Genomic DNA, 12346 nt, shown 5'->3' with positions numbered 1-12346 from the left:
GATCGACATTTGGGAGAAGCACATATGGCATCCGGCAACCTCATGCTCATCACCGGCGTCAGCAGCGGCTTCGGCCGCGCGCTCGCGCAGGAAGCGCTGGCCGCGGGTCATACGGTGGTCGGCACCGTCAGAAGTGAAGCGGCGAGGCAGGCGTTCGAAGCGTTGTCCCCGCAGGCGGCGATCGGGCGCGTGCTCGACGTGACCGACTTCGAGCGCATCGACGGCGTCGTCGCGGACATCGAGGCGAGCGTCGGCCCCATCGACGTGCTGGTGAACAACGCCGGCTACGGGCACGAAGGCATCCTGGAGGAGTCGCCGCTGTCGGAGATGCGCCGACAGTTCGACGTGAACGTGTTCGGCGCGGTCGCGATGATGAAGGCCGTCGTGCCGTTCATGCGCGAGCGCCGGCGCGGCCGCATTCTGAACATCACGTCGATGGGCGGCCACATCACGATGCCGGGCATCGCGTATTACTGCGGCAGCAAGTTCGCGCTGGAAGGGATTTCGGAAACGCTCGGCCAGGAGCTCGCACCGTTCGGCATCGCGGTGACCGCCGTTGCGCCGGGCTCGTTCCGCACCGACTGGGCTGGCTGTTCGATGACGCGCACGCCGCGCTCGATCGCCGATTACGACGCGATCTTCGATCCGATCCGCCAGGCGCGCGAGGAGAAAAGCGGCCGGCAATTGGGCGATCCCGCGAAGGCCGCGCGCGCGATGCTCGCGGTCATTGCGGCGGACCGTCCGCCGGCCCATCTGTTGCTCGGCAGCGATGCGCTGCGGCTCGTGCGCGCCAAGTGGGCGGCGCTGGAAGACGAGATGCGCGCATGGGAGGCGGTGACCGTGTCGACGGACGGTTGACGCGCAATGGCTCGCGTGTCACGCATCCGCGCTCGGCTGCGTGACGCGCGGATGCAGTGCATCGTGGGCCGATCGAACGATCAGGCCTCGGCGCGCGAGCAAACGGCTTCGATGTTGTGCCCGTCCGGACCGATGACGAACGCCGCATAGTAGTGCGCGTGATACTGCGGGCGCAGGCCGGGTGCGCCGTTGTCCTTGCCGCCGGCCGCCAGCGCCGCACGGTGGAACGCGTCGACCTGCGCGCGCGTGTCGGCCGCGAATGCGAGGTGAAGATGGGCCGGCTTCTCGTCGGTCTGGAACAGGCACAGCGTCGGCTTGCCCGGCACGCCGAGTTCGACGCCGTAGGTCGGCACGCCTTCGTCGAGGACCGCCACGCCGAGCGGTGCGAGTGCGTGGAGAAAGAACGCCTTGCTGGCTGCGTAGTTGCTGACACCGAATTTGACGTGATCGAACATGAATGTCCCTGAAGTGAGTGGGGCTGCACGGCGGATCCGACGCGATATTGCCATACGGCGGGGCGGCCCGCCGGGCCTCGTTCATGCCGGATTCAGTTCGTTTCATGACAGGGTCGCGGTTTTCCGCTACAACAGCTAAGTGCCGCATCGGTCGGCGCGGTGTGCCGCCGCGCCGCGGTTCGTGCCGACACCCGTCCGGGTGCCCGGCCGGCACGCGTTCATCTACCCCAAAGGAGCCTGCAGCCATGCCTTACATCACCACGAAGGACAACGTCGAGATCTTCTACAAGGACTGGGGCGCGAAGGATGCACAGCCGATCGTGTTCCACCATGGCTGGCCGCTGTCGTCCGACGACTGGGATGCGCAGATGCTGTTCTTCGTCCAGAAAGGCTATCGCGTGATCGCGCACGACCGCCGCGGGCATGGCCGCTCGGCGCAGGTGTCCGACGGCCACGACATGGATCACTACGCGGCGGATGCGTTCGCGGTGGCCGAGGCGCTCGACCTGCGCAACGCGGTGCACATCGGTCACTCGACCGGCGGCGGCGAAGTCGCGCGCTACGTGGCCCGGCACGGCGAGCCGGCCGGCCGCGTCGCGAAGGCAGTGCTGGTCAGCGCGGTGCCGCCGCTGATGCTGAAGACGGACGCGAACCCGGAAGGCCTGCCGCTCGAGGTGTTCGACGGCTTCCGCAAGGCGCTCGCCGACAATCGCGCGCAGTTCTTCATCGATGTGCCGAGCGGCCCGTTCTACGGCTTCAACCGGCCCGGCGCGACGGTGCACCAGGGCGTGATCCAGAACTGGTGGCGCCAGGGCATGATCGGCAGCGCGAAGGCGCACTACGACGGGATCAAGGCGTTTTCGGAAACGGACCAGACCGAGGACCTGAAGGCGATCACCGTGCCGACGCTCGTGCTGCATGGCGAGGACGACCAGATCGTGCCGATCGCGGATGCCGCGCTGAAGTCGATCAAGCTGCTGAAGAACGGTTCGCTGAAAACCTATCCGGGCTACTCGCACGGGATGCTGACGATCAACGCGGATGTGCTCAACGCCGACCTGCTGGCTTTCGTGCAGGCATAACGGTGTAAGCGGTGCATGCCCGCTTCGGCGGGCTGCGACGCCGATGTGCGGGCGGGATGGCGGCCACCGCGTTTTCGCCCGCTAGTCGTTGCGTAGAAATACGACGTAGCCGCGGAACCACGGATTCGCGGCGAGGTACGGCGGCGCGTCCCACTCGCCGCCCTGGATCACGCCGATGCGAAACGGCAGCTGCAGCCGCGCGACGCGCGGCAGGTAGGCCGCATGGTCGGGAATCGTGCTGCGCCCCTGGTAGGTCTGCACGACCACTTCATCGACGATCCCCCTGAGCTGGTTGACCTGGTCGGTATCGATGCGGCTGCTCCAGTCGAGCAGCCCCGTGATGCTCAGCCGGCAATCGGCCGGCAGCGTGTCGCGCAGCGTCCGCAGAAATTCGAGGTAGTCCTGCAGATGCCGCGTGCGCGCGTCGAAGTCGATCTGGATACCGGTGATCGTGCGGCCCGACGCCCGCCAGCGTTCGAGCTGCGCGAGCATGATCCGCGTCACGCGCGGCGTCCAGCGCAGCGTATGCGCACGATAGACGAGCCACACCCGGGCGTTCGGCGCGGGCGGCAGCGCGACGCCCTGCGCGATGACGCGTACCTGCGACTCGTCGAGCGGCGACGCTTCGATCTGCCCTTGCAGCACGTACAGCGTGCGCGCGCCGCTGACGACCGGCTGCGGCTTCACGCCGGCCCACAGCCAGAACGCGTCGTACCGCGCGGCATCGACGGTGCCGGCCAGCGCGACGCGGCAGGCCAGCAGCAGCGCGACACACGCGATGCGCTTCACGCGGCGCTCACCAGTAGTAGCGGAGCTTCTGCGCCCACGGCGTGCCCGGATAGGCGGTTTTCAGCGTGTCGAACCAGCGCTTGCGCACGTTCTTCGGCACGTCCTTGCCGCCGCATTCGTTGGAGCCGCCCGGCGCATAGCACTTGATCGAGCGATAGAGCGCGTACGCGCGGTCGTTCGGGCTGGCCTGCGCATCGGCGATCACGGTCACGTAGCTCGACATCCGCTCGTACGGCTTGCCCGCGAACTGCGACGGCGCGCCGCCGAGCGTCGGCGGCACGCGCGCGGCGGCCGCCGCCGACGCGTTGCGCATCCACGGCGGCACCGAGTCGCCTTCGAGGCCGGCCGCGGGCGGATGAAGGCGCACGAAATCGGCGAGGCAGTTCAGCCCTTTCGCATCGGCGGGATTCTGTTGCAGCGCCGCGGCGATCTCGCGCGCGGACGGGCACACATAGCCGTCGTCGTTCCGGGCGCCCGATGCGATGAACGGTTTCAACGGAGCGGCGGGCGCGCCGGACACCAGCGCGGTATCGGCGATGAAGTCGGCGTAGTGCGAGCGCGTGAGCTCCTTGTACAGCAGCGTGTACAGCGCGGTGTCGCGCAGCGCACCGCCGGCCGCCTGGTTCTGCGCCTGCGTGCGCAGCAGGTCCGCATTGGCCGTGTGCTGCAGCAGGACGGCCCGGATCGCGGCGTTTTGCACGAGCGAATCGTCGGCGAACACGTCGTTGACGAGCCCGGCCTGCTCCAGGTTGATCGCGAGCGCGAGTTCCAGCGCCTCGCGCTGGAAGCGCAATTTCGCGAGCGGGATCAGGTCGCGCCACAGCTGGCGCGCCTTGTCGCCCTGGCCGCTATCCTCCAGCGCGAACGCGCGCAGCGCCTGCTGGCTCAGGCCGAAATAGTCGAGCGGCGCGGCGGGCGTCGGCGGCAGCAGCGCGAGCGCGGCATCGGGCTTGCGCCCGATCTGCACATACCAGGTGGCGAGCAGGTAGTCGTACAGCGCGGGCGCGTTCGCGAAGCGCGGTTTCTGCGCCTGCAGGTCGTCGAGCGTCAGCGGCTTGCCGCGGCTCGACTCGCTGTTTTCCGGCGTACGCATGCGCAGCAGGTCGACGGTCGCGAGCACGGTCGGCGACTGGATCTGGCGCACGTCGAGTTCCGACCCGAACAGCAGCTTGCTGTCGAGTTCGTTCGCCAGCTGGATCAGCGGCACGTTCGACGTCGCCGGCGACCAGCGCGCGAGCGCGTGACCGTAGAGGTCGGCCTGCTGTGCGACGTCCCCGCCGAGCCACGCGACGCGCCGCAGCAGCCCGTTGGCGGAAACCGCATAGCGCCCCTGCGGATACACCTTCAGGTAGGTGCGAAACACGGTGTTCGCGGCGTCGAGCGACACCTTCGTGACGCGTGCGCGCGACGGCGTCGGGCTGTCGTTGTCGAATGCGTTGGCCTGCGCGGCGTTCAGTTGCGCGCGCCCGGCCATATAGAGGCCGGCTTCCTTCAGCCACGGGTTCGCGCTGTGCGATGCGCTCGCGAAGGCGCGCGTCGCGGCGTGGAAGTCGGCGCGGTAGAACGCGTTCGTGCCGTCGAGGTACGCGGCGAACTGCTGGCCGAGCGGCGACTTGACCGGCGGCTTCGTCCACGCGGCGCTTGCGCCGCCCGCCGCACAGGTTTTCTGCGCGATGTCGGCGCGCGCCGCGCGCAGGCGGGCGGCTTCGTCGGGGGGAAGGCCGCCGGCACCGTCCAGTGCGTCGTTGAACGCGTCCGCGCCCGCGTCCATGCTGCGACAGATGCTGCCTTCGCCGTCGGCGTACCGGTTCGACGGCGCATCGGCGTCCGCCGCGCTGCCGGCCGGGTCGGGCGCCTTCTGGCCGATATCGATCCACCCGGAAAAATCCATCGGGAACGGCACGATCATCTGGCTGATCCGGTCTTTCGGCGGGATGGTCTTCGGGTCCGGAAACACCCGCGCGACCTTGGCGCCATCGATCATCATCAGCATCGCGTTGATGCGCGTGTCGTTGGCGGGGCTCAGCATCGGCACGTTGCCGCACGAGTACGTACCCTGGCGGAGCGTCGGCGGCACGTTGCAGCTGTCGTCCGAGCTGGCGTGGGCGGCGGGCAGGCAAAGCAGGCTCGCCGCCAGCGCGGCGAGCAGGTTTCGGTTCAGCGTCGGGTTTCTCGGCATTTTTCTTGTACTAGGTGGGGCCGCGAGGGCCGGTTCTCTCAGCGGGCATTTCGCCTCGGCGCGTATCGTACCTCACGAGCCGCGTCGGTAGCCGGCCCGGCGAGATGGAAGTCCACTCACTGTAGACGCAACGCCACCTTGAATCCGGAGCGCATGAATTAAGATGCAGCCGGCAGTGACGGACATCCGGCGATCGACGACAAGCCGTCGTCTTCGCTGTCCGACGGGGGTGGTCTGCAGAAGGCGGCGTTCGGGTCGATCCGCGCGACGGAATCGATCCTGACGGGGACATGAAACGGCGCCGCGTTGCATGCCTATTCAATAGTATTGCTAATCGATCGGCCGACCGACGCGATGCGGCGTTTCGGCCAACGGCAGACGAGAGCATGCCGAAAAACGAAAACAAGAGGATTCCGATGAAACCCATTGCATGGTTGGTCATGTCAGCCGTTCTCGCGCTGAGCGCATGCGGCGGCGACGACGTCGCCACGAACGGCGGCGCGTCGTCGTCGACGCCGGGCAATCCCGGTTCGCCGTCCGGGACGACACCGCCCGGCGGCGGTTCGAGCGGCGGCCCGACGGGCGGCGGCACCGCGCAGCCGCAGGCCGGCTGGTCGACGGCCGTCGCGGTGGACGGCAAGGGACCGGAAGGCGACCCCAGCGTGACGATCGATGCGAGCGGCAATGCGCTCGCCACGTGGATGACCCTTGGCCCGGCCGGCACGAACGGCAACGAAATGTGGGGCGCGCGCTATGTCCCGGGCTCGGGCTGGGCAAGCGCGACGCGGCTCGACACGAGCGACGGTTCACACTCGATGAACGGGCTGACCGGCGTTCAGCCGCAACTGGTCGGCAACGCGAGCGGGCAAGCGGTCGCGTTCTGGACGGAATGGATGCCGGGCCCCAACACGTACGCACTGTGGGCGCGCCCGTACAGCCCGGCTACCGGATGGGGCGTGCCGCTCGAGCTGGCGGCGGACATGGCCGGTTCGTCCTATACGGCCGGCATCGACAGCCAGGGCAACGCGCTCGTCGCCTGGACGCAATCGATCAGCCTGCTCGATACGCGCATCGCATGGACCCGCTATACGCAGGCGGGACAGTGGTCGCCGACGGCGCTGATCCAGATGCCGGTGCAGACCGGGCCCGGCGCGGTGACCGGCGATACCGACAACGTGAGGCCGATGATGTCGGTGCTGCCGTCCGGCCGCGCGGTGCTCGCGTGGCGGCAGACCAACCATACGAAGTCGGCGCTGTGGACGGCCACGTACGACACGACCAACGGCTGGACCGACGTCAACCAGGCCGTCTCGAACTCGAGCCTGTTCACGACGATCATCTCCCCGGTGGCCGGCATGGACGCGAAGGGCAACATCACGCTGCTCTGGGGGCAGCTCGACGTGACGGGCGGGCAGATCCTCACGGCGACGATGTCGCAACGCTACGTGGCCGGCACCGGGTGGCAGCCCGCGCAGCCCGTCGCGCCGGCGATCGCGGAGCCGACCGGGTTCATCGCGACGCCGATGCTGACCGTCAACGAAAACGGCGTGGCCGCCGCGATGTGGGCCGAAGGGGGCGCCGTGCTGCAGGCGAGCGTATCCGATGCCAGCGGCAACTGGGGACCGCTGCAGCGGCTGACTGAGCATCTGAACGGGGCGGCCGCGCAGTATCCGCCGCTGGTGATCGACGCGGCCGGCAACGTGACGGCCGCCTGGCAGGACACGGGCTTGCCGGGCGCGTCGGCCGTCATCGCGGCCACCTACCGGAAAGGGGCGTGGAGCGCGTCGACAGTGGCGGCGCAGAGCGCATCGTGGCCGGCGCTGGCCGTCAACGGCACGGGGTCGATGGCGCTCATCTGGCAGTCGTATGTCGCGAGTATCGGCAGCCAGCTGCAGTCCAGTTTCTATACCCCGGGCACGTAAATCGCGTTGCGCGGGAAACCGAAGGAGAAACGATGAAGCAAACCTTGCATTGCACCGTACGGACCGCGCTGGGCGCCGCGGTTGCCGGCCTCGTGCTGTCCGCGTGCGGCACGACGCAGATGAACATGGTCGACGTGCAGACGTCGACCGCGAAGACGCTCGGGCTCGCGTCGTCCGACGAGATCACCATCGCCAACGTGCAGTACGGGAAGAAGGACGGGCTGGGCGGCCAGAAGGTGAATTACAACGCGACGACGGGCAAGGGCCGGCGTTTCGGCTGTACGGTGTTCATGATTCCAGGGCTCACGCCGATCGATCGGCCGACGTACAACAACTGGGAGTGCCATCCGCAACGCTGATGGCTGCGATCACGACGACGCCCGCCGCAGGGCGTCGGTCGACCGCTTGTGGACGATATGCCGCGCCGGCCTTGCGTCGGCGCAATTTGGTCCGATAATCGACGAACCGATTCATCCCTTCCCGTCGGCTCGATAAAAAAACCGTCATGGATCAAGCGGCATTCGTCCCTGTTTTCAAGTTTCGCACGACCGATTATCCCGAGCCGGACCGGTTCCACGTCTGGGTCAAGGACATGCTGTGCGACTACCGGCTGGATGACCCCGGCGGCCACGGCCCGTTCGACGCGCAAGCGAGCGGTGCGGCGCTCGGCCCGCTGATCCTGTCGGGCCGGCAATGGCGCTCGCGCGCGCCGACCTATATAGTTCACCGGACCACCCGGCGGATCCGGCTCGACGGGCAGGATTCGATCCGCTTCACGCTGCTGCTCGGCGGCCGGCTCGCGAGCCATACCGGCGGCCCGGAGCTGATCAAGCGCGCCGGCGACGTGTTCGTGTACGACGTCGCGCAGATCAACGACTGCCGGGTCGAGGCCGGCGACGTGATCAGCCTGGTCGTGCCCAGATACCTGCTGCCGAGCCATGCGGCGCAAGCGCACGGGCAGACGCTGACGAGCGGCGTGGGCCGCCTGGTCGGCGACCAGATGCTGTCGCTGTTCCGGAACCTGCCGGACCTGCGCATGCACGACGTGCCGAGCGTCGTGCAATCGTTGTTGCTGCTGCTGGCAGCGGCGGTGGCGCCGAGCGCACAGGCACTCGACGACGCGCGCGGCCCGATCGACAACGCGCTGGTCGAGCGCGTGCGGCGCTACATCGACATGCACCTGCTGGAACCCGACCTGACGCCCGACCGGATCTGCCGGGACATCGGCGTGTCGCGGGCACGGCTCTATCAGCTGTTCAAGGAAGAGGGCGGCGTGATGCGGCAGATCACGCGCAGGCGCTTGCGTCACGCATACCACGTGCTGGGCGATCCGCAGCGCCGGCATCGGCGCATCGCGGAAATCGCATGGGCGCACGGCTTTCCCGACGAGAAGTATTTCCACCGGCTGTTCAAGGCCGAGTTCGGCCATACGCCGAAGGAAACGCTCGAGTGTGCGGCCGCGCCGGTGCTGCTGCCTTGCGGTGCGGGCGACGATCGATGGGGCGACGGCGGCCGGCTGGCGGGATGGACGCTGCCGTTCGGTGTGCTCACCAACTGAGCGGGCCGCGCGACGCCGTTATGCGGCGGCTGCCCGCCGCGAGCATCATGCGCACGCGCTGCTCGCGACGCCGCCTTCGTCCGCGTCGTCGATCGCGGCGCGCAAGTCGTCGATGGCCACCATCAGTTCGCGCACCTGCCGCAACGACGGGTATTGATGCAGCACCGCGTGCCATTGCGGCTGCGTCAGCAGCGCCTGCCAGATCACACCGAGGCCGGCCGGATTGGTATCGGGCTGCCGCGCGAGCGCGCTCGCGTATTCGAGGCTCGCCTGCGCCGACAGCAACTGCATGCGGCTCGCGGCGCCAAGCAGGCGCGGCGTCGCGTCCGCGGACGCATCGCAGCAATAGAGTACTTCCCGTCGCAGCGCCGCGTCGTCGGTCGTCAATGCGCGCAGCGACGCGCCGTGCACGCGCACCGTGCCCTGATGCGTCTCGAACGAATAGATCGTGTCCGCGTCGGCCTGCGCGAGCAGGTTCAGGCCGCGCAGCAGTCGCGGCAAATCGGTCGTCGCGGCATCCGCCGACGCCTTCGCCTCGACGAGGAAGCGCACGTTCCACACGGGCGCCGCTTCGTCGCCGCGCGTGCGTTCGAGCAGGATCGCGTCCCATTCGGTCTTCGCGCGGTCGTGGCGGCCCGGTATCGATGACGGCACGCGCATCGACGTGACCACGCGGTACGTGCGCCGCTCGTCCACCGCGTCGAGCCGGCGGGCCAGTGCGTCGAGCGCCTGCGCGGCCAGCGCTTCGACGGCCGCGCCGCGCTGCTGGGACGCGACGCCCTGCGCGACGGCCACCGTGCTGCCTTCGAGCGGACCTTGCCGGACCCACAGTGCGCGGTATCGACGGACGTGCTCGTCCGCTGCCAGCGCGTCGAGACGCAGCAGGCGTTCGAGCGCGGCACCGTCCTTCAACTTCACGATGTCCTGCTTGAAAGCGGTGTCGGTCGCCATGCCGGGCAGCGCGAGCAGCTGCTCCAGCGTGGCATGGAGTTCGCCCCACGCTGCGGACGTTGCGGCCGCATGCAACCGCGCGAGCCCGTCGCGCTGCCACGCCTGGGCGCTACGCTCGAGTTTGGCCGGGTGCGCGATCGCGTTGACGGCCGAGTGCAGCGCGCGCCGGTCCTGCTCGGCGTGCGCGTGCAGCGATGCGTATTCGCGCACGCTCGGCGCGTCGTGCCGCAGGACCGACGCCTGAAACGCGTGATCGCCGGCATGCGGATCCATCGCAGCGCGGATCATGTGCGCAAGGGCATCGATGAAGCGCTGCCGCAGCGCCGTGCCGGGAGACCGGCCGTCGGCCAGCATCCGGCGTGCGTCCTCGATCACGCGGGCAAGGATGGCCGCCGGGTTCGCGGCATCGGCCGGCGTCGGCGCGCCGTCGAACGGCGGCAGCTGATAGCGGCGCGTGACGGCGAGCAGGATTTCGTCGAGCAGGGCGGGCAGCGGTGTCAGCGACATGGCGTATGGGCGTGAAAGCGGTTCGCGTGCCCGCGGTTCGAACCGCGGGCGACGATGTGCAACGTTATCACGCCGGGCAGGACGAAACCGGCCGGCGGACCACGAAACGCGAGCGGCCCGGCATGCGGCCAGCGATGGCCCGCCGCCAACCCGCCGTCGTGGATCGGCTTCAGCGCGTGACGCCGTCGACGTCGTGCGAAGCGTGCTGCACGTTCATCAGGATCGCCGTCGGCATCGGCGTGGCCGCGTCGACGCGGCCTTCACGCCAGCCCGGGCAGCGGTGCCCGAGACCGGTTACGCCGTCAGCGTCACCGACAGGCTGCCGAGCTCGCCGAAGCGCACGGTCAGCACGTCGCCGAGCGGCACGTCGATCGCGCCCGCATACGAGCCGGTCGTCACGATCTGGCCGGCGCGTGCGCCGTCGCCGCGCGACGCGAGGAAATTCACCAGCCATACGAGCGGCTTGAGCGGATCGCCGTCCGGATGGCGGCCGTCGATCGTGCGATTCAGCGCGCCCTCGAACGACAGCGCGAGCGTCTCGAGCGGCACGTTCAGGCCGTCCGGCACGACGGGGCCCACGCACAGCCCCTGGTTGAACTGCCCGTCGGCGAGCAGTTCGAACTTCGACGCGCGCGCGGGCTCCGCATAGCGGCAGCCCAATACCTCGAGCACGATGCGCACTTCGCGGATCGCGCCGCGCACGTCGTTCTCGTCGTACGGCTGCGCGCGGGCGGGCAGGTCGCGCTCGAGCACGAACGCGATTTCCGGCTCGATCCGCACGATCGGGCCGCCGACGACGCGGTACGGCGCATCGGCTTCGCGAATCGTCGATGCGAAGATCGGCGCGACGATCACGCGGTCGGGCGGCGGCAATGCGCATTTCCATCCGCCGATCGTTTCGCCGAGCAGATCGGCGACGCGATGCTGGATCGCGAGCGCGGTGTCGACGTTCTCGGGGCGGAAGGCGTCGGGCAGCAGCGGGCCGGGCGCGCCGGCATGGCGGGCGGCGACGAGATGCTGGGCGGCGCCGTCCACGCGTTCGGTAGTCGTTGTCATGTCGGTTGAGCGAGTTGAAAGTGAACCGGCAAAAAGGGGCCGGACGAAGATCGCAGCTCTGATGATAGCGCCTTCGGCGGCCTGGCTGCTCGGTCGCGCGGCGCGGCCGCAGGCCCGGCACGTCGATTTCTCCGCGTGGCGCTTTGCCGCACGACGGGCTGCGGACGGACCTTGATCGCCGTCAACCCTCGAATCCGCCGTCCGTCGATGATGGGGGCATGGCCGCGCGCGACCGTTCGCGGCAACTCACCCCAGCGAGGTTCGTATGTACAAGAAGATCATGGTGGCCGTCGACGGCAGCGCTTCGTCGAAACAGGCGCTTGCCGAGGCCGTGAAGATGGCAGTGGCGGCCGATACGCACGTCAGCGTCGTATACGTGGTCGACAAGTCCGTGCTGTTTACGTACGCAGGCCGCTTCGATCCGCATTCGCTCATCGAGGAAATCCGCGACGACGGGCGCAAGGTGCTGCGTGAAGCCGAACAGATCATCGCGCTGGCCGGCGCGAAGGGCGAGGGCGAACTCGTCGAGACCGAGACCATCGGCGAGGACATTGCGGAACGCCTGCAGCGTTACGTGAAGGAGTGCGGCATCGAGCTCGCGGTGGTCGGCACGCACGGGCGGCGCGGCATCCGGCGCGTGCTGCTCGGCAGCGTCGCCGAGCGCTTCGTGCGCGGCGCGACGTGCCCGGTGCTGCTGGTTCGCGGCGACGACGGCGACGTGCCGGCGTCCGCCGCGGCAGCCTGACACGGGGGCGCGCGATGATACGTCGCCAGTCCCGGATCGTCGTCGCGACGATCGCCGTGTTCCTGTCGCTCGCGGGGATGATGGCCGTCGTGACCGGGCTGCTGTTCGACCAGGCGATCGCGCTGCGCGGCGGTGCGATCGCGATGATCGTCGGCGTGGCCGGTTTCGTCGTGATGCTCAACCCGGGGCCCAAGGGCGAGGGGTGAGGCGGGGAAGACGCCGGTCTTCCCTTAACGGCGCGTGC

The 12346-nt window shown here is 68.9% G+C and carries 12 protein-coding genes; 7 read left to right on the top strand and 5 right to left on the bottom strand.

From position 1 onward, the window contains the following. Positions 1 to 24: 24 nt before the first annotated feature. The gene (locus ACP26O_RS30060) at positions 25 to 858 is read left to right on the top strand and encodes an oxidoreductase (protein ID WP_175664630.1); all 834 of its coding nucleotides are present in this window, start codon (positions 25 to 27) and stop codon (positions 856 to 858) included. Between the two features lie 80 nt (positions 859 to 938). Here ACP26O_RS30060 and ACP26O_RS30055 read toward each other — a convergent pair whose 3' ends face one another. After that, complete coding sequence (locus ACP26O_RS30055) at positions 939 to 1313, bottom strand: VOC family protein (RefSeq protein WP_175664631.1); 375 nt, start codon at positions 1311 to 1313, stop codon at positions 939 to 941. 245 nt (positions 1314 to 1558) lie between these two features. Between ACP26O_RS30055 and ACP26O_RS30050 the strand changes: the two genes are divergently transcribed. Further along, positions 1559 to 2395: an alpha/beta fold hydrolase gene (locus tag ACP26O_RS30050; RefSeq protein ID WP_175664632.1), complete on the top strand. Its 837-nt coding sequence runs from the start codon at positions 1559 to 1561 to the stop codon at positions 2393 to 2395. An 81-nt stretch (positions 2396 to 2476) separates the two neighbouring features. Here the strand turns inward: ACP26O_RS30050 and ACP26O_RS30045 are convergent, their stop codons facing one another. Together ACP26O_RS30045 and ACP26O_RS30040 are read right to left on the bottom strand one after the other, a co-directional pair. Next, the gene (locus tag ACP26O_RS30045; protein WP_175664633.1) at positions 2477 to 3184 is read right to left on the bottom strand and encodes a DUF3142 domain-containing protein; all 708 of its coding nucleotides are present in this window, start codon (positions 3182 to 3184) and stop codon (positions 2477 to 2479) included. Between the two features lie 7 nt (positions 3185 to 3191). Beyond that, positions 3192 to 5363: a hypothetical protein gene (locus ACP26O_RS30040; protein ID WP_175664634.1), complete on the bottom strand. Its 2172-nt coding sequence runs from the start codon at positions 5361 to 5363 to the stop codon at positions 3192 to 3194. A gap of 416 nt (positions 5364 to 5779) precedes the next feature. Here ACP26O_RS30040 and ACP26O_RS30035 point away from each other — a divergent pair, with 416 nt between their 5' ends. The 3 genes from ACP26O_RS30035 to ACP26O_RS30025 all read left to right on the top strand — a co-directional run bounded on the left by ACP26O_RS30035 (position 5780) and on the right by ACP26O_RS30025 (position 8843). After that, positions 5780 to 7285 carry a hypothetical protein gene (locus tag ACP26O_RS30035; protein ID WP_175664635.1) on the top strand — a complete coding sequence of 502 codons (1506 nt, stop codon included), beginning with the start codon at positions 5780 to 5782 and terminating at the stop codon, positions 7283 to 7285. 32 nt (positions 7286 to 7317) lie between these two features. After that, a complete protein-coding gene (locus ACP26O_RS30030; RefSeq protein WP_175664636.1) occupies positions 7318 to 7644 on the top strand; it encodes a hypothetical protein in 327 nt (108 codons plus the stop codon). Positions 7645 to 7790: 146 nt separating this feature from the next. Then, entirely contained in the window at positions 7791 to 8843 is a 1053-nt protein-coding gene (locus ACP26O_RS30025) for a helix-turn-helix transcriptional regulator (RefSeq protein WP_175664637.1), read from the top strand. A 45-nt stretch (positions 8844 to 8888) separates the two neighbouring features. Here the strand turns inward: ACP26O_RS30025 and ACP26O_RS30020 are convergent, their stop codons facing one another. Both ACP26O_RS30020 and ACP26O_RS30015 read right to left on the bottom strand, forming a co-directional pair. Beyond that, a complete protein-coding gene (locus ACP26O_RS30020; RefSeq protein ID WP_175664638.1) occupies positions 8889 to 10301 on the bottom strand; it encodes a 3-deoxy-D-arabino-heptulosonate 7-phosphate synthase in 1413 nt (470 codons plus the stop codon). A 294-nt stretch (positions 10302 to 10595) separates the two neighbouring features. Next, positions 10596 to 11357 (bottom strand): 2-keto-4-pentenoate hydratase, encoded by a 762-nt coding sequence (locus ACP26O_RS30015; protein ID WP_165754697.1) that lies wholly within the window; start codon positions 11355 to 11357, stop codon positions 10596 to 10598. 265 nt (positions 11358 to 11622) lie between these two features. Between ACP26O_RS30015 and ACP26O_RS30010 the strand changes: the two genes are divergently transcribed. Then, complete coding sequence (locus ACP26O_RS30010) at positions 11623 to 12102, top strand: universal stress protein (RefSeq protein WP_165754696.1); 480 nt, start codon at positions 11623 to 11625, stop codon at positions 12100 to 12102. A 14-nt stretch (positions 12103 to 12116) separates the two neighbouring features. Beyond that, the gene (locus ACP26O_RS30005) at positions 12117 to 12308 is read left to right on the top strand and encodes a DUF2964 family protein (RefSeq protein WP_175664639.1); all 192 of its coding nucleotides are present in this window, start codon (positions 12117 to 12119) and stop codon (positions 12306 to 12308) included. Positions 12309 to 12346 lie beyond the last annotated feature (38 nt).

This window comes from Burkholderia sp. R-40 (genome assembly GCF_049942845.1).
GTDB lineage: Bacteria > Pseudomonadota > Gammaproteobacteria > Burkholderiales > Burkholderiaceae > Burkholderia > Burkholderia ambifaria.
This window is presented reverse-complemented; position numbering and strand designations above follow the sequence as displayed.